This is a genomic window from Tsukamurella hominis (assembly GCF_965137015.1).
Taxonomy (GTDB): Bacteria; Actinomycetota; Actinomycetes; order Mycobacteriales; family Mycobacteriaceae; genus Tsukamurella; species Tsukamurella hominis.
The window spans coordinates 45,334-68,422 of the sequence record NZ_CBCRZG010000006.1 but is presented as its reverse complement, the minus strand read 5'-3'; the positions used below and the strand labels follow the sequence as shown (position 1 = coordinate 68,422).

Below are 23,089 nucleotides of genomic sequence, written 5' to 3'. Positions count from 1 at the left end.
AGATTACGGAGCCAGTGCGCATGCGAAGAATTGCGTGAACTCTCCTTGGGGTATGTAAAGGTTCCCCGCCACGGTTGCGCGTGGTCGATCGCCGCCTCTATCGTGCATTCACGCCGCTTGCTAGACACCCTCGCGGAGCTGACCTGCATTGATGGTCGAGTTGGAGCAGATTGAGCAGGTCGGCTCTTTCTAAGGAAATGCTGAGTATTCGTGAGGGGCTGGGGTCAAAGCGAGTGCACAGGACAAGCCTGGACTGAAGCGCGAATGAAGGTGATGATGAACGTGAAACTGAAGTCGAGCGCAGCACGCGCCGGTGTCGTTGCGGTCTCGGTGGCTGCGGCCGCCTCGATCACTGCAGGTACCGCGAGCGCTGGCCCGCTGCCGAACGGTCAGAAGACTGTCGCTGCGCCGGGCGGTTGGAATGTCGTGCTGAAGTCGACGGGTAACTCGTTCGCGATTCAGCCGTCGTTGGCGACGGCGCAGACGCGGACGGTGTGGGTGACCTCTACCGGCGCGGTGGATGTGAAGGCTCCGGCGGGCGTCAAGGATATCCAGGGCAAGCTGGGCGTCGGTGTCGTGTCGGGCTGCCAGTTCCCCGGTGCGATCGGTGGCTCCGTCGGGCTGACCGGTCCTGGTGCTTCTGCCGGCCTGAACGGTTCGGGTTCGCCGAGCGCGAGCCTGTCGCTGGGCGGCGTGTCGGGTGGCTTGGATGTGCCGCTGAGCCCGGGTTCGACGTCGTCGGTGACGGGTTTCGGTCGTGCCGATCAGCCTTCTGCGCTGGATTCGATCAAGTTCACCAAGGCCGGTACGTACACGGTGAGTGTGAAGAATTACGACCTGAACTATGGCAACTGCAGCGGCTACGCGCAGTCTCGGATCGTGACCTGGGTGGAGATCAAGGGCAGCAACCGGATTCAGGGTTTCCTGTACGGCGCTCCCTTCAGCATGGGCTAAGCCCAACTTCTCCAATCCCTGTAGCCCTATTACGAAGGATGGATTCGATGACGAACACCCTCAAGCGTGCGATCGCCGGCTGCGCGGTCGCCACCATCTGCTCGACTGCGGTCGTGGGAACCGCGCATGCGGATACGTTCATACCGCTCAAGAACGCCTCGGTGACTCAGAAGGTGGGATCCGGTTCGATCACCATCACGGTGACGAGGCAATCGGCGAAGCTCTCACCGGGCATGGTCGCCCTCCCCACGACCCGCAATGCGTGGGTCTCGGGCACGATCGAGGCGAAGGTGTCCGGCGCGGACGCCGGTGGGGGGTCGATCGAGGCGGGGTATGTCGTCGGCTGTCAGGTCGCGATCGGAGACGCTGGATTGTCGATCTCGGGCGGGGCGAATGGCCCAGTCCTTTCCTCGAGTAGTGACGACGCATCGATTGCCGGCACGTCAGGTTCGACCGGTGCGTCACTGAAACTCGCTGCCGGAACGATCGGCAATCAGTCCCTGACCTTCGATCGGAAGTCGTGGCCGAAGCCGGGCGACGAGATCAAGCCCGACTGGAACCAGCCTTCCACCAGCTACGACTTCGAAGGGTCCGGTGGATCGCTGTCGTATGCCGATCAGACCATCGGTGTGGATGGCTGCGGCGGCTACGCGCAGGCCCGGCTATACGTGTATGTCGCTGCTCAGATCGGTGACCACGAAGGCACTGCCGTGCTCTGGGGCCAGCCGTTCACTCTCGGGTAGGCGATCGGGCCCACCATTGCGCGAACCTGACTGCACGCGCGAGAAGGTCATTGACGCCCGCCCCGAGGTCACTGTGTAACGGCACCGTCGGACCGGAAAAGCGAAAGCCGGCCTCCCCGAGTGGGGAGGCCGGCTTCGTCGTTGCTGGCGCTAGATCTGCGGCTTCTGCGAGGGGAACTGGCCCGTGGGCGGAAGCTCGGTGACCGAGTGCGCTCCGCCCTGCGGCTGGGCGGCCTGAGCGGCCAGCAGGTCGCGGATCTCGACGAGCACGTCCACCTCGTCCTCGGTGGCCGGACCGCTGGCGCGCTTCTTCAGCGTCTCGTACGGCAGGATCAGCACGAAGTACACGACGGCCGCGACGAGGATGAAGTTGATCGCCGCCGTGATCACGGCGCCGAAGTCGACGACGGTCTTGTCGTTGCCGCTGACGATCTGCCACGCGAGGCCCTGTACGTCCTTGCCGCCGCCGATCGACGCGATGAGCGGCTGCACGATGTTCTCGGTGAACGCGGTGACGATCGCGGTGAACGCGGCACCGACGACAACGGCGACCGCGAGGTCCAGCACGTTGCCCTTGAGGAGGAAGTCCTTGAATCCCTTGAGCATGATCGAGTGTCCTTCGTGAGGTTGTAACGCCAGTGACGCGTGATGCAATTTCGGACTTATGCTAGCCGTATGAATCGAATCCGCGCAGTGGACGCGGGCGTTTCGGCCGGTGTGATCTTGGCCGTCGGCGGCCTCGCCGCGGGGTGGTTCGGGATCGAGCGCGCCGTGCCGACGCCGCACACGCCCGTCGCCGATCAGCCCTACCGCGTCGGAAACCAGTACGCCGGAGTCGATTTCCGCGCACCGTCGGGCTGGGAGAAGGTGCCGTCAGGCCGGGCCGACGTCGCGCGCTTCACCCACGCCACCGGCAGCTCTCTCTCCGTGCGCCTCACCACCGGCATGACCGATTTCGACACCGCCGCCCCGCGCCGCCTGCGCGAATTCGAGGCGGGCGGCGTCGACGCCCGCTTCACCGGCGACCTCCGCGGCGCCGACTTCACGGGCCGCAGCTGCACCGCCACCGGCGGCGGCCGCGCGGGGGAGTGCGCGGTGGTCGGGCGGGACGCGCTGCTGGTCACGGTGCTCACGTTGCGCCCGCCCGACGGTGCCGTGCCCGACCTGACGGCGCTCGTCCAGTCGATGCGGGAGGCCTGATGCGCGCGCTGATGACCACGATCTCCTTCTGGGTGTTCGCGGCCGGCCTGGCGTGCGGCGGCTATGTGCTGGTGCGCGACATGGTGCCGCGGCTCGCTGAGTCCGGCGCCGGCATCGCCGCCGCGCTGCCGATCATCGTGCTCGCGGCCGCTGTGATCGCGGTCATCATCTGGGCGCTCGACCGGTCCCACGCCCAGATCCGCAGCGCGTGGGCGCTGGCCTTCGCCTGGGGCGCGATCGGGGCCTGCGGGTTGTCGCTGCAGATCAACGGCTTCGCCTCCGACGCCGTGAACGACGTCCTCGACGATCCCGGCGCCACCCACTGGGGCGCGGCCCTCGTCGGCCCGCTCAACGAGGAGACGATCAAGGGCGCCGGCGTCGCCCTCCTGCTGGTGATGTTCCGCGACCGCCTGCACCGACCCCTGCAGATCTTCGCCGTCGGCGCCTTCGCGGGCCTCGGCTTCCAGGTGGTGGAGAACCTCACCTACGCCATCACCTTCGCGCTGCGCGACGCCCAGTCCGACGTCGCCGGCGCGCTGACCGTGACGCTGCTGCGCGCGCTCTTCGGCTTCCAGTCGCACTGGGTGTACACCGGCTTCTTCGCGCTCGGCCTGGCGCTGCTGCGCAGCCGCCCGGCGCTGGCCGCCCTGGCAGTGGCGCTCTCCTACCTCATGCACTTCTGGTGGAACGCGCCCAGCGGCGATGACCCGATGGTCGCCCTCGCGCTGATCCTGCTCAAGTGCGCCGTCACCCTGACGCTGCTCGGTGGCGCCTGGTGGTGGATGATCCTCGAGCAGCGACGGTGGCTCCAGGGCGCCATCACGACCCCCGAGGCGGCGGAGCTCGCCCCGCCCGCCGAACTGGCCACGTTGCCCACCAGGGCGCAGCGCCGCGCCGGCGAGCAGTACCTGCGCTACTACTACGGACCCGCGTACGCCGATGTCGCGCACCAGCGCCAGCTGTGGCTGATCCGCGAGCTCACCTACCGCGTCGGCTGACGTCACCGGAAGACCACCGACAACGGGGAACTGAGCGCCGCGGCCGCCACCGCGTGCGCCTCCGACTCCGACATCGCGAGCATCGCCGTGCGCGCCTGCTGCCGCGTGGCCTGCGGCGCCGCGGCCACCGCCACCGTCGCCGAGCGGGCCAGCACGGCGGGGGAGTCGTCCTTGCGCTGCGCCACCACGTCGACCACATCGCCCGCGCGGAGCAGGTCCATCGTGGCCGCGTCCTGCAGCGAGACCGGGACCAGACGCGATCCTGGGCGGATGTACCCGGCGGTGCGGTCGGTGAGCACCCGGCGGCCGGTGAGGATCTCGCCCGCGCCCACGGGCCCCGTCACCGAGCGGCCGACGGCATCGTCGGGTTCGGTCAACGCGTCCTGCGGCGCGAGCTCCGCGGGCACGGTGCGCACCGCCAGGTCCTCGGCCGTGAGCCGGCCGCCCGGCCCCAGCTCCCGCGCGGCCACCAGCACCTGCGCCTGCGGGCCGCTCGGCCTGCTGGTGACGGCCACGATCAGGGCGAGCACGGCCAGCGCCGCGGCGGCCGCCCGGCGGGCCGTCAGCGTACGGGCCCAGCCCGGCCGCAGCGCGGCCCGGATCCGTTCCGCGCCGGTCGGTTGCAAGGAGTCCATGCCCGGAGGCTACGACGGTGCCGCGCCCCGACACCGTCGGAAAAGGGGCGCCTGTGGATAACCCCGAACCTGTGGAGAACGGCCAGCGATCAGGCCTGCGGATCTTTGTAGTAGACGATCTGATGCGTGGTCGCCAGCAGCACGCCGTTCCGGCCCCAGACCTGGCCGTACTGATCGAAATGGCCGTGCCCGAAGCGGGCCGCGCGGGCGGTGGCGAGCAGGTGGTCGTCGGACTGCTGCTCGAGTTCCGCGGGGCTCGCGTGGAAGTAGGTCGTCAGCGAGATGGTGCCCGCCGGGACGTACGTGCCGCGGCGCAGGAAGATGCGCGGGAAGAACGAGTCGGAGATCGAGGCCAGCGCCGGGTAGTCCAGCGGACGCGCGGGCTTGTCGCGCAGCCACATGGTGGTCGTCGACGCGTCCTGCGGGCCGTCCATCTCGAGGCTGCCCTCGACGAAGCGGGTCTCGTAGTTCTTCGCCCACTCCACGAACTCCGGCATGGACAGCACGGCGTGGTCCTCGGGCGCCCCGACCTCGGGGAAGGTGGACTCGGTGGCGCTCCAGGTGTCGCGGCGGGTGCCGAACACCGCGGTACCGGAGGCGACGGCACCGTCGTCCTGGCTGATGACGAACGTGAAGTGCTGGTTGGTGCGGTTCGTGCGGAGCACGGTGATCGCGACGTCCCAGGCGCCGTCCTTGATCGGGGCGGCGAAGTTGAGCGTGAGGCTCAGGGGGTGGCCCTGCGCCTCGGGGTGCGCCTGGAGCGCGGCGACGACGGTGGCCGCGGTGATCCCGCCGAACGGCCCGACCATGTTGTTGTAGGCCGGGTGCGTCTGCGCGCGGAAGCCGCCGGCGATCGGCTCGACGGCCGTCGCCTCGTCGAAGACGTGGGTCACGAGCTGGTCGCCTTGTCGACCTTCGCCGCGGTGTCCGACTTCTTCTCCGTCTTGGCCGTGGTATCGGCCTTGGAGCTGCGGGAATCGGTGCGGTAGAAACCGCTGCCCTTGAAGACGACGCCGACGGAGTTGAACAGCTTCCGCAGCGGGCCGCCGCAGTTGGGGCACACGGTCAGCGGATCGTCGGAGAACGACTGGACGGCGTCGAAGGCCTCGCCGCACTCCTTGCACTGATACGAATAGGTAGGCACCTCGCGATTCTACCCCTCGATTTAGCACTCGTGCGATTCGAGTGCCAAGGATGTGAGCGGATACGATACCGCTATGACGGTTCCCTCACCTGCGCGGCGGATCGTGGACGCGGCACGTGAGGTGATCGCCGCGAACGGTATCCCCGGCGTCAGCATGGATCAGGTGGCCAAGCAGGCGCACGTCTCCCGCAGCACGCTGTACCGGATCTTCCCCAACCGCGACCAGCTGATCGCGCGCGTCGTGGCCATCGAGATCCGCACGCTGCGCCGCAAGCTCGACAAGACGATCGTCGGGTACACGCCGCAGCAGACGCTGGTCGAGGTGTTCGTGCTGAGCATCGAGCAGGCCGAGGCGAACATGGCCGTGTCGAAGGTGCTGGCCGCGGAGCCCGAGTACTTCCTGCGCATCCCGCGCGGTGTGTGGGACCTGCTCATCCAGGGCATCGTGATCCGCCTGCGCAACTCCGGGGCCGAGCAGGATTACGCCGAGCTGTGCTCGGTGGTGGACCTGATGCTGCGGATCACCGGCTCCCTGCTGTCCAACTCGCCCACCGGCCTGGACGTCAGCGACACCGCTGCCCTGCGCACCTACGGCGAGAAGTACATCTCCCGACTTCTGGTGTGAAGATCTCCGCGTGAAACCCCAGATCAGGGGACGTTCGTCCCTGAGGCGACGAATCGGGTGGCGAAGTTTCATCCACAGATGAGCGTACGAAACGTGTTCTCTCCACAGGCGGCGCTCGGGCGGGCTGAGCGAGCGGTCGGCCGCGGGATGCTCGACGCATGGACTACTCCGAACTCATCGCCGACGGAGGCGTGTTCACGCGGCGACGGGCGATCGACCTCGGCGTCGAACCGGCAGAGTTGGCTCGATGGCTGCGAGTCGGGACCGTTGAGGCGCTCCGGCCCGGCTGGTACGCGGTGGCGAGCCGGGACCACCTGGTCGCGCGGGCGGTGAAGGCTGGAGGAGTCCTGAGCTGTGTCTCCGCGTTGAGCCGGTTCGACGGAGTATGGGTTCCTCCCGGCGACGGTATCCACGTCCGGCGATCCGAGCATCAGCACCGGAAGCGGCGCGCCGCCGCGAAGCCGGTGCAGTCCGCTATGCCCGCAGCCGCGGTGACGAGGGCACAGCAGTCACAGCAGAAGCTGCGGGCCGACAGGACCACCAGGGTGACGCCGCGTGCAGGCGGGTGTGCTGCGTACGGCTCCCTGAGCGATCCACGACGCGCGGTCGACGGCTTGCGCGAGGCGCTGGCTTGTGCCGCGCGCTGTGTCTCGGACGAGTACCTGGTCGCCATCCTGGATTCGGTGCTGCATCACAAGCTTCTGGAACGCGAGGACCTGGTCGAGGTGTTCCACCTTGCGCCGCGCCGGATCACCCGACTGCTGGACGAGCTCGATGAGAACGCCGGTTCCGGCACCGAGTCGTTGGTGCGCTTCCGGCTCCGTGCGCTCGGGATGAGAGTGCGCACCCAGGTGTATTTCGATGAGGTGGGATGGGTCGACCTGGTGGTGGGCGACCGGATGATCATCGAGTGCGACAGCAAGAGCCACCACCTCGGAGCGCAGTACCAGGTGGACCGCACCCGTGACCTGGTTTCACTGACCGGGGGCCGGGTCACCGTGCGACTCAGCTACGAGAGTGTGCTGTTCGATTGGGACACGGTCGAGAAGCAGCTCCGGGTGTTGTTCCGGCGGCGGCTTCACCTGACCCGGAAGCCGGTTCAAAAATCACCGCCGAAATCGGCCTGAGAGACGAGTTCGCACGCCGTTCCGAGTCAGAGACGGTGATCTTTCAACTCCACCAACCCCGACGGGGTCAGCGCCGCGTGCACCGGCACATCCGTGGGCTCCGACGGCAACCAGTCGACCAGCTCGTCGTCGTAGACCACCGCGATCAGCCGCGGTCCCGGGCGCAGCGAGCGGTCGTAGTAGCCGGCACCCCGACCCAGTCGCACGCCCTCCCGGGAGCAGCCCAGCGCGGGCAGCAGCACCGTCGACGCAGAGGCCACAGCATCGGCGCCCAGCCGCGGCCCCGCGGGTTCCAGCAGTCCGAAGGGGCCGGGGACGAGTGAGCCCGACCACGCCCAGTCGAGCGGCCCCGGCTCCGGCGGGGTCACCGGCAGCAGCACCGGCCGGTCCAGGGTGAACGAGGGCTCGGAGCCCACGGGCACGTACGCCGCGACCGTCGCACCCAGGTCCGATGCCGCCAGAACGGAGGTCAGCGCCGCAGCGGCTTCGGCCCGCGCGGCCGGGGTCATCGCCGTGCGTCCGCGCCGGAATCGAGCGCGCCACGCGGCCTTGGACTCAGCACTCACGGGGCGAACTCCCAGCCACTCGGATCGTTACCATCACGTGACCTAGCCTAAGGTGGGGGAATGAGCACAGCGCCGTCCATTCCGAAGACCGCGATCGTTCCCGCCGCCGGACTCGGTACCCGCTTCCTCCCCGCGACGAAGACGGTGCCGAAGGAACTGCTCCCGGTGGTCGACACGCCGGGCATCGAGTTGGTGGCCGAGGAGGCCGCGGCCGCCGGCGCGGAACGGCTCTGCATCGTCACCAGCCCCGGCAAGGACGGCGTGGTCGCCCACTTCGTCGAGGACCTGGTGCTCGAGGGCACCCTGGAGAAGCGCGGCAAGACCGCGATGCTCGACAAGGTGCGCCGCGCCCCGAACCTGATCCACGCCGAGGCCGTCATCCAGGAGAAGCCGCTGGGCCTGGGGCACGCGGTGTCCTGCGTCGAGCCGGTCCTCGACGACGACGAGGACGCCGTCGCGGTCCTCCTGCCCGACGACCTGGTGCTGCCCATCGGCGTGCTCACGACGATGGCGAAGGTCCGCGAGAAGCGCGGCGGCTCCGTGCTGTGCGCGATCGAGGTCAGCCCGGAGCAGATCAGCAGCTACGGCGCCTTCGACGTCGAGATCGTGCCCGACGCCGCCAATCCCGACGTGCTCAAGGTCAACGGCATGGTCGAGAAGCCCAAGGCCGAGGACGCCCCGTCGAACTACGCGGCGGCCGGCCGGTACCTGCTGGACCGGGCGATCTTCGACGCGCTGCGCCGCATCGACAAGGGCGCCGGCGGCGAGATCCAGCTGACCGACGCCATCGCGCTGCTCATCAGCGAGGGCCACCCCGTGCACGTCGTCGTGCACCGCGGAACCCGACACGACCTCGGAAATCCCGGGGGCTACCTCAAGGCTGCGGTTGACTTGGCGTTGGACCGCGACGACTACGGTCCCGACCTGCGCGACTGGCTGCAGGATCGCCTGAACCGAGACTGACGCTGTAGGAGGCCGAGAGCATGCGCTCCGTGGAGGACCATCTGGCACGGGTCACAGCGGCGGCGGTGGCGCCGCGGCCGGTGCGCGTGGGGATCTCCGAGGCGCAGGGCCTCATGTGCGCGGAGGAAGTGGTCGTCGAGAACGCCCTCCCCGCCTTCGACCAGGCCGCGATCGACGGGTACGCCGTGCGCTCCGTCGACGTGGCGAGCGCCGGCGAGACCGACGAGGAGACCGGCGAGCAGATCGTCGTCTCGCTGCCGGTCGTCGGCGAGGTCCGCGCGGGGAACCGCCAGCCCATCCGGCTGCAGCCGGGCCAGGCCGTCAAGGTCGAGACCGGCGCGCCGCTGCCCACGCTCGCCGACGCCGTCCTGCCCGACAAGTGGACCGACGGTGGCCTGTCGAAAGTCCGTGTCGGACACTCGGTCCGGTCCGGGCAGTACGTCCGCCGGACGGGCGACGACGTGCAGCCGGGCGATGTGGCCGTGCGCCGCGGCACCGTCGTGGGGCCGGCGCAGGTGGGCCTGCTCGCCGCCGTCGGGCGCGACAAGGTCTCCGTGCACCCGCGTCCGCGCGTCGCCGTGATCTCCGTGGGTCGCGAGCTCGTCGACATCGACCGCGACACGGGCGCCGGCCAGGTGTACGACGTGGCCTCCTACGCGCTGGCCGCCGCCGCCCGCGACTGCGGCGCCGAGGTGCACCGCGTGGGCATCGTGACCACCGACGGGGTGCGCGAGGCCGTCGAGGCGCAGCTGCAGCGCTCCGAGGTCGTGCTCGTGACCTCCGCGCTCGGCGGGAGCGCCTCCGACGACATCACCGCCGCGCTGGCCGACCTCGGCGATCTGGCGGTGGAGCGCATCGCGATGCACCCCGCGTCGGTGCAGGGCTTCGGCACGCTCGGCGACGATCAGGTGCCCACCTTCCTACTGCCCTCGAACCCGATGAGCGCGCTGGTCGCCTTCGAGGTCATGGTGCGGCCACTGATCCGTATCGCGCTCGGCAAGCGGCAGCCGATGCGGCGCCTGGTGACGGCCAAGAGCGCCGCGTCCCATCAGTCGCCGGCCGGCCGCCGCGAGTACGTGCGGGGCCAGTTGATGCGCGACGAGGACACCGGCGAGTTCATGGTCGCGCCCATCCCCGACAACGGCTCCCACCTGCTGGTGAGCCTGGCCGAGGCGAACTGCCTCATCGTCGTGGATCCGGAGGTCACCGAGGTCCGGGCGGGCGACGACGTGATCGTCGCGTTCCTCGCCCAGCGCGGCTGACGTCGGTGTTCGGAGCGAACTGGCAGGTCGAGCTCGGGCCCCTCACCACCCGCGCGGGCGTCGTGCGGCTGCGGCCCATCCGCGCCCGCGACGGCCGGCAGTGGTCGCGGCTGCGCCTGCTCAACCGGGCCGAGCTGGAACCCTGGGAGCCGTCGGGCGAGGTGAACTGGCAACGCCGGCACGCCGCCTCGCAGTGGACGCCGCTGTGCGCCTCCCTGCGCTCCCAGGCCCGGTCCGGGACGATCGTCCCGCTCGTCATCGAGGTCGACGGTGCCTACGCCGGCCAGATCACCATCGGCAACATCACGCGCGGGCAGCTGCAGAGCGCGTGGGTCGGGTACTGGGTGGACCGGCGGGTCACCGGCCGCGGCGTCGCGACGGCGGCGGTCGCACTCGCCGTCGACCACTGCTTCGGGCCGCTGCGCCTGCACCGCGTGGACGCGACGGTGCGCCCGGAGAACGCCGGATCGCGTGCCGTCCTGCGCAACTCGGGCTTCCGCGAGGAGGGCCTGCTGCGCCGGTACCTGCACGTCGACGGTGCCTGGCGCGACCATCTGCTCGTCGCGATCACGGCCGAGGAGGTCGCGGATTCCATGGTCGCGCGGGTGGTCCGCTCGGGCCGCGCCCGGTTCTGACCCGTGTGACTGAAGTGACTGTTTGAGATTTTTGGGGTTTGGCTACGGCGCGTCGGGCGCGCTGATTCGCCCAGTTGAAATAGCCTTCAAGGCGACTTACACGGATGTGATCCGTGCTCGCTGATTGCCGGAGGGAGCCGACATGATCCCGCAGACACTGCTCTGGGTGGGGCTGATCGTCGCGTGGCTGGTGGTGCTCGTTCCGATGCTCGCGGCGCGGCACCCCAAGGTGAACCAGGTGTCCGACGCGACGCTGAAGACCCGGCTGCTGCACCGCGGCGGCTCCGCCGGCCGCGCCGTGCGGCGCCGCATCCGCCCGGCGGCCACCGTCGTCGAGGAGCCGCGCGGCGAGGCCGACGCGGACGCCGAGCTCGAGGACGACGAGATCGTCGACGACGGCCGGATCGTGCTCGGCACGACCTCCGACTCCGCGGCCGACGACACCGCCGATGAGGACGCGGAGGCGCACGCCTACGTCGACTCCGACGTCGACGACCTGCACGGATCCAGCCCGATGGACGGCGACACCACCCCGATCCACACCGTCGAGCGGGCCGCGATGGCCAGGCGCACGAAGGTCGTCGACCTGGACCGCCTGGACGTCGACGCACCCGAGGCTCCTGAGGCCACCGACGAGGCGGCCGCGCCCGAGTCCGCGCCGATCGTCCGCCGCGTGACCGCGCCCGTCGCCGAGCCGGTCGTCGAAGAGGCCCAGGCCGAGATCGACGCCGAAGCCGACATCGACGCCGAGGCCGACGAGGTCGTCGAGGCCGCGGAGTACGACGACGTGGCCGCGGACGAGCAGCTGACGGAGGAGATCGACCCGGTCGCACGCCCGGTGGCCGAGGACACCGACGACGAGGCGGACGACGCCGAGTACGAGGGCGAGTACGCCGACGAGGCCCGTGACGCCGAGCCGCGCCGCCGTCGCGGCGGCTACGACCCCGAGAACGACGCCCGGATCACCGAGGCGCGGTTCCGGTTCCGCCAGCGCGTGACACTGGTGCTGGGTGTGCTCGCGGTGATCGCGCTCGGCGCCGGCCTGATGAACGTGCCCTTCGCCTGGTACGGCCTCGGGGCCGTCGTGCTCGCGCTGGTCGCGTACTTGGCTTACCTGCGCCGGACGGTGCGGATCGAGACCGAGATCCGCCGCCGGCGGATGGCGCGACTGGAGCGCGCGCGCCGCGAGCGCGCCCGCGAGGCCGAGGTGCGCGACGGAGTGCCGGCGCACCTGCGCCGCGGCGGCTGCATCGTCATGGAGATCGACGACGAGGACCCCGCCTTCGACCACCTGCCGCGCTACCGCGCCGAGGAGTTCGACTTCCTCGATCGCCCCGCTGACGTGCGGGAACCGTACGAGCGCAAGGTCGGTTAACAGTTTCGCCGCGGGGCTTGCTATGGTATTCGAGTTCCGCAAGGGGCTATAGCGCAGTTGGTAGCGCGCCTCGTTCGCATCGAGGAGGTCAGGGGTTCGATTCCCCTTAGCTCCACCCTTGAGAACAACCAGGTCAGGCCGGGTTTCCGAGAGATCGGAGCCCGGCCTGATTTGTCGTTGTGGGGCCTCCGGTATACGCAGGGTATAAAGCGGCTCAGACCGCGACCGCCATGCTGGTCGTCACCAGGTCGTGCAGTGCCGCCGCCACGCCATCCAGGTCGTCGTCGAACAGGTCCGCGTAGGTGTCGAGGGTCATCGACGCCTTGGCGTGCCCGAGCGCACGATGGCGCCTGGACGTTTCACCGCGAATGCGGCGTAGATCCCTCTGGAGGGAAGCGACCGCTCCGTGAGGGATGCTGGTTTCCATCTCGATCCAGCCATGGGGTTGGAGCAGGTCGGGTAGCAAGGCCTTTGCGCGCTCGTAGCTTCGTCAGCGTGTGTGGGACTCGATTTCCACGCGCAGTGATCGTGAGCGTGCTACTTCGTTCTCAAGAGCATCAGCTTTGCGCCTGGCGGGGGTCTGGCTTGTGGACCCGGATGCGCGTTCCACAACAGTCTCCGTCGGAATGAGCGCATGCTGCACCGTCCGTCCGTGAGCCCTCAAGCCTCTGGTGCCTCCTGAGATTCGCAATGCTTGACCTCGTTCGTTGCGTTGTCGGCAAGTGATGACCTTCTCGGAGGAACCTCGATCGCTGTCGACGGAGAGGGGGAGGCGGCTTGCTTGTCGGTGGCATCGGGAGCCAGTGAGATTCGCCATCGGCCGAGCATCGCGAAGCCGTAAATGGCTACCGAGGATCCGACTAGCCACGTCGCCCCTGCGGAGCTCATCATGTCCTGGACGGCATATTGTTTCGCGCTTGCTAGGATGGTCTTCCAGTCGGTCTCCTCCGCTATTGCATCAATTCTGATGGGGGTGATTCCGGCTGTGACTCCGTCGATAAGGTCGGTGAGAAGTTGCTTGGGAGGGTATGCCTTGCTGACTGCGTATGTAGACACAGTGCTCGCTGTGACAGAAAATGCCACCGCCAAATATCTGTTACCGAGGAGAAGTGCAGACTCAACAGTGACCGCGAACATTCCCACCGTCAGGCCAGCGACCGTGCCTAACGTCGCGCACACAAGAAACGTCTGGATCGAGTAAGGAATGGCAGGCTGCATATTGATGCGCGCTCCAGGTTCGGTCGGCGACATGTGAATGTAGAAGAAAGATGCGATGGCCAGTAGTAGCCCGAACGAAGTGCCCATGCCGACGCAGCCGCGAACCCGTTGAAGGGTGTATCGCAATCTGGGTTGCCCCGTGATCGCTGCAGTTGTCAACCATGTGACGCCAAGGGGCCCACCAATCGAGAATACAAGCGATATTCCGTACAGGGCCGACCAGTTCTTGAAGTATTCTCGGGGCTTGTCGTTCTCAAGCATGAGGTTCAGTCCGATGGCGAATATCAACGCGCTGCCGACCACGGCTCCTAATAGAATTCGGCCAGTCTTATTGCTGTACCATAGGTCGGTTGACGGGCTCTTCAGTGCTTCCGTTCGACTAACCGATCCGCGTTCATACTCCGATCTTAATTGCTCGCAAACCGTCCTCAGATGCGATTTGAGCGAGGTCGGTTGGAACTGAGCGAGGACAGAGTTGGAGCGTCGCCAGATTTCGAGCGCGACCAATGGTCTAGCGGTCAAGTAGGCGATGCCTGCAATGACGGCCCAGAGTGGAGCAAGCCACAAGAGATAGACTGCGACCTGGGGTGGGGTCACGGTCGCGAAAGCAGCTACTACGACGGTAACTGAGAACGTCGAGGCGATGCTCATCTTCCGAAGGGCTTCTGCTCGCTCAGTACGCGGAGCGTTGGGGTCCCGTGCGATCCGTGCTTGGTGAAAGGTTAAGTACATGAACCCTGTCCCCAACAGAAGGATCATGCCGATGCCGATCGCGCGGTTGATGACTGCTTCCATGTTGAGCATGTTGGCACGTTGCACTGACAACTTGGGGTTACGGTTTGAGATGGTCTGCCGTGCTCCATCGCCTCGCGCGGTTTCGAACCCACTCAGGTGGGGAGGTGATTGGTTTGGTGGGTGGGTCGTGGCGTGCACTCGGCTGGCTGCAGATGGAAGTATGCAATCGCCGCCCGCCCTTTGGTGACGATGCAGCCATGTCTGGGCGCGCACGTGGTGCCAGGCGTTCTCGATCGGGGTAGCTAGAGTTTGGAGGCCGACGAGGCTGGAGCGGTCGCCATCCCGTTTTTCGGGCCCGCTGGGGCGGCGCGCTCGCGGTAGCGTGAGGTTCCCGCCCGACCGCAGGAGGCCCACCGTCATGTTCACGAAGAAGGGCGACGCCGCCGTTCTCGCCAAGCTCCGCGCCATGCCCGCTCCGTACGCCGAGATCGGGGAGCGCGTGCACGCCATCATCCGCGAGAACGCGCCCGGGCTCGAGCCCGTCGTGCGCTGGGGCCTGCCGTTCTACGTGGGCGGCGGCGAGGACGTCTGCTACATCAAGCCGGGAGACACGTACGTGGCCTTCGGTTTCGGCGAGACGGTGAACCCCGCCTTCGAGGAGGGCGCCACCATGCATCCCATCGTCTGGAACATCACCGCGCTCGACGCCGAGACCGAGGCGCGGATCGCTGCCCTCGTCGCGAAGGCAGTCGCTTGATCTGCGCCCGGTCGTGACGACCCCGCTCGAGCAGTTGCGCCGCTGGGAGGACTCCGGCGGCACCTGGACGGTGCTGAGCCGATCGGGCGGGCACGCCGTCGTCGCGCTGCTGCGCTGCGACGGTGGGGAGATCGTCGACCGGCTCGAGTCCGACGATGCCGCCCTCCTCGCCTACGTCACCGAGCAGGCCGACGGGGCCTGACGCGCGCCTCAGGCCGCGACGATGCTGCGCTTGGCCAGCCCCATCCAGAAGCCGTCGATCGGCTCCTCGGGCGCGGCCTCGGGATCCGTCGCCGCGCCCAGCGTGACGAACAGCGGGGAGAAGTGCTCGATCCGCGGGTGCGCGTAGGGCATCCCCGGCGCCTCCTCGCGGAACCGCATGAGCCCGTCCACATCCCCGGCGGCGAACCGCTCGTGCGCCCACGCGTCGAACTCGACCGACCATCCCGGCGCGACGGCGTCGGCGCTCGGGTCGGTGAGGAAGGGCAGGCCGTGGGTGGTGAACCCGGAGCCGATGATCATCACGCCCTCCTCGCGCAGCTCCGCGAGCCGCCGGCCCAGCCCGAACAGCGCCTCCGGCTCCAGCGTGGGGAGCGAGACCTGCAGCGTCGGGATGTCGGCCTCCGGGTACATCACGGTCAGCGGCACGTATGCGCCGTGGTCCAGCCGGCGCTCCTCGTCGCGGTGCACGGGCTGGTCGTCGGGCGCCATGGACGCGATCCGGTCCGCCAGCTCCGGCGCACCGGGGGAGGGGTAGACGGTGCGGTAGTACCGCTCGGGGAAGCCGCCGAAGTCGTAGGTGAGCGGGACGCGGGAATCCGTCGCACCCACGGTGAGCGGCGCCGCCTCCCAGTGCGCGGAGACCACGAGGATCTGCTCGGGCCGCGGCAGGTCGGCGGCGAGCCGGCGCAGCTGCGCGACCCAGCGCTCGTCGTCGACGAGCGGCGGCGCGCCGTGGCTGAGGAACAGCGCGGGCATGGTGGTCATGGGTTCCCTCCCGGGGATCGAGTGAGCGCGCTACGACCGTGCCGCGGGCATCGCCGTCTGCACGGCCTCGGCGAGCCGCAGCACCGCCGCCGCCACGTTCGCACCGGCGGGCGTGAGGCGGTACTCGGTGCGCGGGGGATTGGTGTCGGCCGAGTACCGGCTGACGAGTCCGTCGTCGACGAGGGCCCGCAGGGTCTGCGTGAGCATGCGGTCGCTGATGCCCTCGACCTGGCGGCGGATCTCGCCGAACCGCTGCGGCTCCGTCCGGAGGCGTCCCAGGACGAGCGCACCCCACCGTCCGGTGACGTGTGCGAACACCTCGCGTGAAGGGCAGTCCTTCGCGAAGACGTCGAAATCAGCCATGGCGGAAACCTTACACGTACGGAAGTATTGCGCTTACGAATCGTCTGTGCTTCTATGGTAACGGCAAAAGCTTGAAGCTTCAACCATCTTAGGAGATCGCATGGTCAAGAAACTGGTCACCACCCAGTTCACCCTCCTCACGGTCGCCCGGGTCATCCTCGGCGTCGTCTTCTTCGCGCACGGCTGGCAGAAGGTCGTGACCAACGGCCTCAGTGGCACCGCCGGTGCTTTCGAGAAGATGGGCGTCCCCGCGCCCACCCTGTCCGCCTGGTTCGCGGGCCTCGCCGAGCTGCTGGGCGGCGCTCTCCTCATCGTCGGCTTCGCGGTGCCGATCGTCGCGATCGTGCTCATCGTCGACATGCTCGGCGCCATCTTCACGGTGCACATCGACAACGGCTTCTTCGCCACCGGTGGCGGCATCGAGCTGCCGCTCGTGCTGATCGCCGGCCTGCTCGCCGTCGCCGCGGTGCCGCAGACCTCGCTGGGCGTCGACGCGCTGCTGCTCAAGAAGAAGCTGGAGGGCGCCAAGTGAGGATCACCGTCTTCGGCGCGTCCGGGTACTCGGGCGGCCACATCACCACGGAAGCCCTGAACCGCGGCATCGAGGTCGTCGGCGTCGCCCGCGACGTCGCGAAGGTCCCGGCCGGCGCGACCGCCGAGGCCGGCGACGTGACGGACGCCGCCTTCGTGGCCCGCGCGGTCGAGGGCGCGGCCGTCATCGTCTCCGCCCTGCCGACCGCGGCACCGTCGGATACCGGCACCGAGCTGCGGACCGCCCTGGAGGGCCTGGTCGCCGCCGCGCGCACCTCCGGCGCCCGCCTCGGCGTGGTCGGCGGCGCCGGCAGCCTGCTGGTCGCCGAGGGCGGCCCCAAGCTGGTCGACACCCCGTCGTTCCCCGACGCGGTCAAGCCGATCGCCCAGGAGCACGACCGCGCGCTGGACTACCTGCGCACCGTCGACGACGTGGACTGGTTCTACCTGAGCCCCGCCGCGAGCTACGGCTCCTTCAATCCCGGCGAGAAGCGCGGCACCTTCCGCACGAGCGGCGACCTGCTGCTCACCGACGCCGAGGGGAACTCCGAGATCTCCGGCGCCGACTACGCGATCGCGTTCGTCGACGAGATCCTCACCCCCGCCCACGAGCGGGAGCGGTTCTCGGTCGCCTACTGATCCGACGCGGCCCGCGCCGCGCCGTCGTATCCTCGCTGCAGGAAGCAACTGCAGGGGGTGTGATGGCGCGGCGCGAACCCGTCTATCAGGTGGTCCTGATGCTCGCGAAAAGCATTGTGGGCGCGCAAGGGCTGCGGGTGGAGTACCGCGGCCTGGAGAACATCCCCGCTACCGGCGGCGTGATCGTCGCGGTCAACCACACCAGCTACGTCGACTTCCTCGAATCGGGCCTCGCGGTCAAGCGCACGGGCCGGTGGCCGCGCTACATGGTCAAGGCCGAGCTCCGCAAGGTGAAGATCATGGCCTTCATCATCAAGCACTGCGGGGCCATCGGCGTCGACCGCGAGCACGGCGCCGAGAGCTACCACGAGGCCGAGGCCGCCCTCGAGCGCGGCGAGGTGATCCTCCTGTACCCCGAGGCCACCATCAGCCGCAGTTTCGAGCTCAAGGAGCTCAAGTCCGGCGCCGCCCGCATGTCCATCGAGGCCGACGTGCCGATCGTGCCGATGGCCGTCTGGGGCACGCAACGCATCTGGTCCAAGGGCACGCAGCGCCGCATCGGCCGGCATCGCTTCCCCGTCGTCGTGGAGGTCGGTCCCGCCCTCCGTCCCGACGGTGACGACCCCGTCGCCCTGACCGCCCGGCTGCGCGCCGCCATGGGGGAGACGCTGCTGGACGCGCAGCGCGGATTCCCCGCCCCGGCGGGGGAGGACTGGGTGCCGGCCCGGCTCGGCGGCGGTGCCCCGCCGCCCGACGAGGCCCTGCGGCTCGAGCAGGAGGAGTTCGCGCTCCGGAGGGCCAAGCGCGAGGCGAAACGTCGGGCGAGCGAGGGCTGAGCTGCCACCTATGGTGTGCACCACCTGCGGTTGGTAGGTTCTCCCTGATCGTTCATGAGCAAGTGGAGGAGACCCATGACGCAGCCGCCGAACCACCCTGGTGACAACCAGGGCGGCTACCCGCAGGATCCGCAGCAGGGCGGATACCAGCAGGGTGGCTACCCGCAGCAGCCCCCGCAGCAGCCGGGGTACGGGCAGGGCGGCTTCCCGCCCCCGCCCGCGGGAGGCTTCCCGCCGCCGCAGGACCCGGGGTACGGCCAGGGCGGCCAGGGCTTCCCGCCTCCGCAGGGTGGCCAGGGTTTCCCCCCTCCGCCGCAGGGCGGCTTCCCGCCTCCTCCCGGCGGCGGCTACGGCGCGCCGCAGTTCGGCGGCCAGCAGCCCTTCAACGTCGGTGACGCCTTCTCCTGGGCCTGGAACAAGTTCAGCAAGAACGCCGGCTCGGTCCTGGTCGCCGGCCTGATCTACGGCGTGATCTTCTACGTCGTGTTCGGCATCGGTTACAGCCTGCTGCTCGGCGGGATGCTGGCGTCCAGTGACACGACGTACGACCCGACCACCAACACCTACACCGCGGACAACGTCTCGCTGGGGGCGAGCCTCGGCGGTTCCCTGCTGTTCGCGCTGGTCATCGCCGTCGTGCAGTACCTGATCCACACGGCGCTGCTGTCGGGGCTGCTCGATCTCGCCGACGGCAAGGAGGTCACCCTCGGCTCGTTCTTCAAGCCTCGCAACACGGGGTCCGCGCTCGTCGCGGCGCTCGTCGTCGGCCTGATCGTCGGCGTCGGAACCCTGCTGTGCGTCATTCCTGGCCTCGTGGCGGCGTGGCTCCTCATGTTCGCGGTCGTCGCGACGATCGACCGCAATCTGGGCCTCGGCGATGCGCTGCGCACCAGCTTCGAGACCGCCAAGAACAACGCCGGCAACTCGCTGCTGGTGTGGATCCTCACCGCGATCATCATGGGCATCTGCGCGTTCATCACGCTGCCGATCGGCCTGCTGGTCATCGTGTACACGTGGCGTCGCCTCTCCGGCGGCCAGGTGGCTCCGCCCACCCCCTAGGGAAACCGTCCTCACGGAAGCCGAACCAGGGCCCGCTCACCGAACGGTGGGCGGGCCCTCGGTTTGTGTCGTTAAATGAGTGCGACCGCAAAACGGGAGCGCCGAGCTCCCGACCCAGGGGAGGCTTCCGTGACGCAACCACCGAACGATCCGACAGGCGATCAGCCCGGCGTTCCGCCGCAGGGCGCCGTACCCCCGCAGCCCGGGCAGGGCTTCCCGCCGCCGGTGCCGCCGCAGGGTGCCGTTCCGCCACAGGGGGCCGTTCCGCCGCAGGGCTACGGGCAGCCCGGATTCGGCCAGTACCCGCCTGCGCCGCAGGCGCACTTCAACCTGGGCGACGCGATCTCCTGGGCGTGGAACAAGTTCACGAAGAACGCCGCCGCGCTGATCGTCCCCATCATCGTCTACGCGATCGCGCTGGTCGCCGCCTCCGCGCTGGCGTACTTCCTCATCGGCCAGTTCGGTGTCGGTGACGTGATCGAGGAGTCGGACGGCTCGACCACCGTCGATCTCACCACCGCGGGATCCGTGGCCACGGTGATCTTCTCCTTCGTCGGCGCGCTCATCCTGTACATCTGCCTCGTCGCGTACACGTCGGGCCTGCTGGACATCGCGGACGGCAAGCCGGTGAGCATCGGCTCGTTCTTCGCGCCGCGCAACGCCGGCCCGTCCATGCTCACCGCGCTGCTCCTGGCGATCGTCGCCAGCCTGATTTCGGCCATCCCGTACGTGGGCTACATCGGCTCGATCGTCGTCGGCCTGGTCACGATGTACATCCTCCCGACCGTCGTGGACCGCGGGCTGGGCGTGGGCGAGGCCTTCAAGCAGGGCTTCGCCGTCTTCCAGCAGGACGTGGGCAACTCGATCCTCGTCTACATCGTCACCGTCGTGATCCTGGCCATCGGCGGCGCACTGTGCGGCGTCGGCCTGCTCGTCGCGGCGCCCGTCGCGTCGCTCGTGCTGATCAACGCGTACCGCTCCATCTCGGGCGGCGCGGTGGCGCCGAAGACGTCGTAGCGGCGAGGAGTACACCATCATGGCCGCCGCAGCGCAGACCCGGAAGATCGCGATCATCGGAGCGGGCGTCATCGGCCTGTCGTGGGCGGAACTCGCTCGCGCACACGGCTGGCGCGTCGCGTTCACCGACCCCAGGCCCGACCTCGCCGAGCTGGTCGCGGCGGAGTTCCCCGGCGACGCGGAGGTGGAGGTCGCGCCCGATCTCGCGGCCGCAGTCGCGGGGGCCGACCTCGTGCAGGAGAACGGCCCCGAGCGGCTACCGATCAAGCAGGACCTGTTCGCGCAGATCGTCGCCGCGGCTCCGGCTCACGCGGTGCTCGCCACGTCGAGTTCCTCGATCCCCGCGACGCCGATCGCGGCGGACCTCGACGATCCGTCGCGGGTGATCGTCGGCCACCCGTTCAACCCGCCCGCCCTCATGCCCCTGGTCGAGGTGGTGCCCGGCGAGCGCACGTCGGAGGACACCGTGCAGCGGGCCGTGGCGCTCTACCGGGAGCTCGGCCGCGCACCGGTGGTGCTGCGCAAGGAGATCCAGGGGTTCGTCGCGAACCGGCTGCAGGTGGCGATCAGCCGCGAGGCCCGCTACCTCGTCGAGAACGGGGTGGTGAGCGTCGAGGACCTGGACGTCGCGCTGAGCAACTCGCTGGGCCTGCGCTGGGCCGCGACGGGCCTCTTCGAGGGCAACGCGCTGGGCGGCGGCCCCGAGGGTGCGCGGCACCTGTTCACCGGCATCGGCGCCGAGGTCGGCAAGATCCCGCTCGGCACGCCGTCGACGACCCCCGAGGCGACGGAGGCCCTCATCGAGAAGGTCGACGCGGCCTACGGCACCGGGCAGGAGAATTACGAGCGCCTGCTCGCCCGCCGCGACCGCCGTACGCGCGCCGTGCTCGACGCGCTCCGCTCCGTAGACGACGGGGCGTAGCCGGTCACCGCAGGAACTCGAGGACCGCGCGGGCGAACGCGGCGGAGGACTCGCGGTGCACCGTGTGCCCGCCCCGCAACTCGACGAACTCGCCGTGCGGCAGCGCGTCGGCGACGAGCCGCAGGTACTCGGGGCGGAGGAAGTCGCGGGGGCCGCCGGAGATCACCAGCGTCTCCTGGTCGGTCGCCGCGAGCCGCTCCCACCACGCCGGATCGGGGTGGAACTGCGGCGAGACCGAGTCCATCATCGTCTTGTCGAACCGCGAGAGGGCGCCCGGCGTCTGCACGACCTGCTTGACACCCAGCCACACCCGGCGGGGCGTCAGTGGCACGTCCATCGACTCCGCGACCTGCTCGGGTTCGAGCGCCACGGGCGGCATCTCCTCGAGGACGAGGCGGCGGACCCCGTCGGGCAGGCGCCACGCGAGCCGCAGCGCGGCCTGGCCCCCGAGGGAGTGCCCGACCACGTCGAAGGTCTCGAGGCCCGCGTGCCGCGCCACCCGCTCGGCGTCCGCGGCGAGCTCGTCGAGCAGGTACTCGGGGCTGTGGTCGCTGCGGCCGTGGCCGCGCTGGTCGTAGGTCACGGTGTCGCGGCCGGCGGCGTGCAGGGCGCGGACGGTGCGCCGCCAGGTGCGGTGGTCCGCGGCCATGCCGTGGATGAGCAGCACCGGCGGGCCCGTCGGATCCGGCACGCGGCGGCGCTGCACCGCCAGGCGCACGTCGCCGGTGGTGACGATCTCCTCGCGCATCAGTTCATGGTGCCATCACGCCAGCGCGTAGCTCAGCGCGACGCACACCCCGGTGCCCGCGACGATGCTCAGCACCGCGTTGCGCCGCCAGAGGTGCGCCAGCGCCGTCGCCGCCACGCCCGCGATCTGCGGGATCCCGTGCGCCGGCGCGGCATAGTCGACCTGCGCCATGCAGTAGGCGGCCAGCACCACCACGGCGCCCGCGGGCATCCACCGCCCGAAGTCGGCGAGCAGCGGCGAATCGCGCAGCACCGAGGCCAGGCCGAACGGCGCCAGCCGCAGCGCGACGGTGACCGCGGCCGCGATCGCGATGCCCGCCAGCAGGTATCCGGTACTAGGCATGCGCCGCCTCCTTCGCGTTCCGGCGGGCCAGGACGTGCCGCACCACCAGCAGCCCGGCGAAGCCGCCCATCGCGACCAGCAGCATCGCGCCCGGCGCCGCGGCCAGCGCGACAGCGCAGGCGGCCAGCGCGAGCGCGAGCGTCGTGCGGTCCGGGTGCGCGTCCATCGCGAGCACCACGAACAACGCGGTGAGTACGAAGTCGACGCCCGGCACGTCGCGCAGGAAGGCGCCGCCCGCGAGCCCGCCCACCAGCGAGCCCGCGACCCACGCCACGTGCAGGCCGATCTGGGTGCGCAGGATCATCTTCCCGGTCATCGTGGCCGACGGGGCCGTGCTCACCAGGGCGTAGGCCTCGTCGGTGAGGGCGTAGACGCCGTACGCCTTCCCGACGCGGCCGCGGATCCGGTCTAGCGGGAACGTGAGGCCGTAGAACAGGTGTCGCGAGTTCACGAGGAACGTCGTGGCGGCGATCGCGGCGAGCGGCGTCGCCGCGGCCAGCAGGCCCGCGAGCAGGAACTCGACCGATCCCGCGTACACCGCCATCGACAGCACCGGCGCGATCCACCACGGCAGGCCGTTGCCCGTGACCACCACACCGAGGCCGATGCCGAGCACGAACAGGCCCAGCTGCACCACGGCGACCTTCGACGGAACTCCCATGGGAACAATTCTATTTCGCATCGCGCGCAATGTGCTTGCGTAAATGG

The 23,089-nt window shown here is 69.3% G+C and carries 29 protein-coding genes and 1 tRNA gene; 19 read left to right on the top strand and 11 right to left on the bottom strand.

All coding sequences use genetic code 11. The features are described from left to right. Positions 1–264 precede the first annotated feature (264 nt). Both ACM9LD_RS10280 and ACM9LD_RS10275 read left to right on the top strand, forming a co-directional pair. Positions 265–954: an MspA family porin gene (locus ACM9LD_RS10280; protein WP_415676571.1), complete on the top strand. Its 690-nt coding sequence runs from the start codon at positions 265–267 to the stop codon at positions 952–954. A gap of 47 nt (positions 955–1,001) precedes the next feature. Next, on the top strand, positions 1,002–1,697 hold the full coding sequence (locus ACM9LD_RS10275; protein WP_415676570.1) for an MspA family porin: 696 nt from the start codon (positions 1,002–1,004) through the stop codon (positions 1,695–1,697). Positions 1,698–1,847: 150 nt separating this feature from the next. Here the strand turns inward: ACM9LD_RS10275 and mscL are convergent, their stop codons facing one another. After that, entirely contained in the window at positions 1,848–2,303 is a 456-nt protein-coding gene (mscL, locus tag ACM9LD_RS10270; RefSeq protein ID WP_415676569.1) for a large-conductance mechanosensitive channel protein MscL, read from the bottom strand. 69 nt (positions 2,304–2,372) lie between these two features. Between mscL and ACM9LD_RS10265 the strand changes: the two genes are divergently transcribed. Beyond that, a complete protein-coding gene (locus ACM9LD_RS10265; protein WP_415676568.1) occupies positions 2,373–2,897 on the top strand; it encodes a hypothetical protein in 525 nt (174 codons plus the stop codon). A gap of 11 nt (positions 2,898–2,908) precedes the next feature. Further along, positions 2,909–3,895: a PrsW family intramembrane metalloprotease gene (locus tag ACM9LD_RS10260; protein ID WP_415676567.1), complete on the top strand. Its 987-nt coding sequence runs from the start codon at positions 2,909–2,911 to the stop codon at positions 3,893–3,895. A gap of 2 nt (positions 3,896–3,897) precedes the next feature. On the opposite strand, the gene ACM9LD_RS10255 is transcribed toward ACM9LD_RS10260, so the two are convergent. The 3 genes from ACM9LD_RS10255 to ACM9LD_RS10245 all read right to left on the bottom strand — a co-directional run bounded on the left by ACM9LD_RS10255 (position 3,898) and on the right by ACM9LD_RS10245 (position 5,674). Beyond that, positions 3,898–4,530 (bottom strand): SAF domain-containing protein, encoded by a 633-nt coding sequence (locus ACM9LD_RS10255; RefSeq protein ID WP_415676566.1) that lies wholly within the window; start codon positions 4,528–4,530, stop codon positions 3,898–3,900. Between the two features lie 89 nt (positions 4,531–4,619). Then, positions 4,620–5,423: an acyl-CoA thioesterase gene (locus tag ACM9LD_RS10250; RefSeq protein WP_415676565.1), complete on the bottom strand. Its 804-nt coding sequence runs from the start codon at positions 5,421–5,423 to the stop codon at positions 4,620–4,622. Further along, entirely contained in the window at positions 5,420–5,674 is a 255-nt protein-coding gene (locus tag ACM9LD_RS10245) for an FmdB family zinc ribbon protein (RefSeq protein WP_415676564.1), read from the bottom strand. The genes ACM9LD_RS10250 and ACM9LD_RS10245 overlap by 4 nt, the downstream gene beginning before the upstream one ends. Before the next feature lie 73 nt (positions 5,675–5,747). Between ACM9LD_RS10245 and ACM9LD_RS10240 the strand changes: the two genes are divergently transcribed. Continuing rightward, positions 5,748–6,299 carry a TetR/AcrR family transcriptional regulator gene (locus ACM9LD_RS10240; protein ID WP_415676563.1) on the top strand — a complete coding sequence of 184 codons (552 nt, stop codon included), beginning with the start codon at positions 5,748–5,750 and terminating at the stop codon, positions 6,297–6,299. Between the two features lie 158 nt (positions 6,300–6,457). Then, positions 6,458–7,426 (top strand): hypothetical protein, encoded by a 969-nt coding sequence (locus ACM9LD_RS10235; RefSeq protein ID WP_415676562.1) that lies wholly within the window; start codon positions 6,458–6,460, stop codon positions 7,424–7,426. A gap of 26 nt (positions 7,427–7,452) precedes the next feature. Here ACM9LD_RS10235 and ACM9LD_RS10230 read toward each other — a convergent pair whose 3' ends face one another. Then, positions 7,453–7,992 carry a 5-formyltetrahydrofolate cyclo-ligase gene (locus tag ACM9LD_RS10230; RefSeq protein ID WP_415676561.1) on the bottom strand — a complete coding sequence of 180 codons (540 nt, stop codon included), beginning with the start codon at positions 7,990–7,992 and terminating at the stop codon, positions 7,453–7,455. Positions 7,993–8,052: 60 nt separating this feature from the next. Between ACM9LD_RS10230 and ACM9LD_RS10225 the strand changes: the two genes are divergently transcribed. The 5 genes from ACM9LD_RS10225 to ACM9LD_RS10205 all read left to right on the top strand — a co-directional run bounded on the left by ACM9LD_RS10225 (position 8,053) and on the right by ACM9LD_RS10205 (position 12,342). Then, positions 8,053–8,955 (top strand): UTP--glucose-1-phosphate uridylyltransferase, encoded by a 903-nt coding sequence (locus tag ACM9LD_RS10225; RefSeq protein WP_415676560.1) that lies wholly within the window; start codon positions 8,053–8,055, stop codon positions 8,953–8,955. Between the two features lie 20 nt (positions 8,956–8,975). Continuing rightward, positions 8,976–10,217 carry a molybdotransferase-like divisome protein Glp gene (gene glp, locus ACM9LD_RS10220; protein ID WP_415676559.1) on the top strand — a complete coding sequence of 414 codons (1,242 nt, stop codon included), beginning with the start codon at positions 8,976–8,978 and terminating at the stop codon, positions 10,215–10,217. 5 nt (positions 10,218–10,222) lie between these two features. Continuing rightward, positions 10,223–10,852: a GNAT family N-acetyltransferase gene (locus ACM9LD_RS10215; RefSeq protein WP_415676558.1), complete on the top strand. Its 630-nt coding sequence runs from the start codon at positions 10,223–10,225 to the stop codon at positions 10,850–10,852. A gap of 142 nt (positions 10,853–10,994) precedes the next feature. Further along, positions 10,995–12,227 carry a divisome protein SepX/GlpR gene (gene sepX / locus ACM9LD_RS10210; RefSeq protein WP_415676557.1) on the top strand — a complete coding sequence of 411 codons (1,233 nt, stop codon included), beginning with the start codon at positions 10,995–10,997 and terminating at the stop codon, positions 12,225–12,227. Positions 12,228–12,269: 42 nt separating this feature from the next. Then, positions 12,270–12,342, top strand: a tRNA-Ala gene (locus tag ACM9LD_RS10205). 545 nt (positions 12,343–12,887) lie between these two features. On the opposite strand, the gene ACM9LD_RS10200 is transcribed toward ACM9LD_RS10205, so the two are convergent. Continuing rightward, positions 12,888–14,240, bottom strand: coding sequence for a hypothetical protein (locus ACM9LD_RS10200; protein ID WP_415676556.1), 1,353 nt, complete (start codon positions 14,238–14,240; stop codon positions 12,888–12,890). Positions 14,241–14,598: 358 nt separating this feature from the next. Between ACM9LD_RS10200 and ACM9LD_RS10195 the strand changes: the two genes are divergently transcribed. Both ACM9LD_RS10195 and ACM9LD_RS10190 read left to right on the top strand, forming a co-directional pair. Further along, entirely contained in the window at positions 14,599–14,937 is a 339-nt protein-coding gene (locus tag ACM9LD_RS10195) for a DUF1801 domain-containing protein (RefSeq protein ID WP_336670001.1), read from the top strand. A 13-nt stretch (positions 14,938–14,950) separates the two neighbouring features. Then, positions 14,951–15,139 carry a hypothetical protein gene (locus ACM9LD_RS10190; RefSeq protein ID WP_415676555.1) on the top strand — a complete coding sequence of 63 codons (189 nt, stop codon included), beginning with the start codon at positions 14,951–14,953 and terminating at the stop codon, positions 15,137–15,139. A gap of 8 nt (positions 15,140–15,147) precedes the next feature. Here ACM9LD_RS10190 and ACM9LD_RS10185 read toward each other — a convergent pair whose 3' ends face one another. Both ACM9LD_RS10185 and ACM9LD_RS10180 read right to left on the bottom strand, forming a co-directional pair. Next, positions 15,148–15,924, bottom strand: a complete 777-nt coding sequence (locus ACM9LD_RS10185; RefSeq protein WP_415676554.1) for a dioxygenase family protein — start codon at positions 15,922–15,924, stop codon at positions 15,148–15,150. 30 nt (positions 15,925–15,954) lie between these two features. Continuing rightward, on the bottom strand, positions 15,955–16,287 hold the full coding sequence (locus ACM9LD_RS10180) for a winged helix-turn-helix transcriptional regulator (protein WP_415676553.1): 333 nt from the start codon (positions 16,285–16,287) through the stop codon (positions 15,955–15,957). A gap of 100 nt (positions 16,288–16,387) precedes the next feature. On the opposite strand from ACM9LD_RS10180, the gene ACM9LD_RS10175 reads away from it, so the two are divergent. The 6 genes from ACM9LD_RS10175 to ACM9LD_RS10150 all read left to right on the top strand — a co-directional run bounded on the left by ACM9LD_RS10175 (position 16,388) and on the right by ACM9LD_RS10150 (position 21,291). Then, positions 16,388–16,819, top strand: coding sequence for a DoxX family protein (locus tag ACM9LD_RS10175; RefSeq protein ID WP_415676552.1), 432 nt, complete (start codon positions 16,388–16,390; stop codon positions 16,817–16,819). Next, positions 16,816–17,457, top strand: a complete 642-nt coding sequence (locus ACM9LD_RS10170; RefSeq protein ID WP_415676551.1) for an NAD(P)-dependent oxidoreductase — start codon at positions 16,816–16,818, stop codon at positions 17,455–17,457. Before ACM9LD_RS10175 ends, ACM9LD_RS10170 begins: the two co-directional genes overlap by 4 nt. Before the next feature lie 62 nt (positions 17,458–17,519). Continuing rightward, positions 17,520–18,293, top strand: a complete 774-nt coding sequence (locus ACM9LD_RS10165) for a lysophospholipid acyltransferase family protein (RefSeq protein WP_415676550.1) — start codon at positions 17,520–17,522, stop codon at positions 18,291–18,293. A gap of 75 nt (positions 18,294–18,368) precedes the next feature. Further along, complete coding sequence (locus ACM9LD_RS10160; protein WP_415676549.1) at positions 18,369–19,352, top strand: DUF2189 domain-containing protein; 984 nt, start codon at positions 18,369–18,371, stop codon at positions 19,350–19,352. Between the two features lie 129 nt (positions 19,353–19,481). Further along, the gene (locus ACM9LD_RS10155; RefSeq protein ID WP_415676548.1) at positions 19,482–20,369 is read left to right on the top strand and encodes a hypothetical protein; all 888 of its coding nucleotides are present in this window, start codon (positions 19,482–19,484) and stop codon (positions 20,367–20,369) included. 19 nt (positions 20,370–20,388) lie between these two features. Beyond that, positions 20,389–21,291: a 3-hydroxyacyl-CoA dehydrogenase NAD-binding domain-containing protein gene (locus ACM9LD_RS10150; RefSeq protein ID WP_415676547.1), complete on the top strand. Its 903-nt coding sequence runs from the start codon at positions 20,389–20,391 to the stop codon at positions 21,289–21,291. Positions 21,292–21,295: 4 nt separating this feature from the next. Here the strand turns inward: ACM9LD_RS10150 and ACM9LD_RS10145 are convergent, their stop codons facing one another. Genes ACM9LD_RS10145 through ACM9LD_RS10135 form a run of 3 tightly spaced genes read right to left on the bottom strand, consistent with a single transcriptional unit; the run spans position 21,296 to position 23,042 of the window. Beyond that, a complete protein-coding gene (locus tag ACM9LD_RS10145) occupies positions 21,296–22,039 on the bottom strand; it encodes an alpha/beta fold hydrolase (protein ID WP_415676546.1) in 744 nt (247 codons plus the stop codon). A gap of 15 nt (positions 22,040–22,054) precedes the next feature. Then, positions 22,055–22,381 carry a branched-chain amino acid transporter permease gene (locus ACM9LD_RS10140; RefSeq protein WP_415676545.1) on the bottom strand — a complete coding sequence of 109 codons (327 nt, stop codon included), beginning with the start codon at positions 22,379–22,381 and terminating at the stop codon, positions 22,055–22,057. Then, complete coding sequence (locus tag ACM9LD_RS10135) at positions 22,374–23,042, bottom strand: AzlC family ABC transporter permease (protein WP_415676544.1); 669 nt, start codon at positions 23,040–23,042, stop codon at positions 22,374–22,376. Before ACM9LD_RS10135 ends, ACM9LD_RS10140 begins: the two co-directional genes overlap by 8 nt. Positions 23,043–23,089 lie beyond the last annotated feature (47 nt).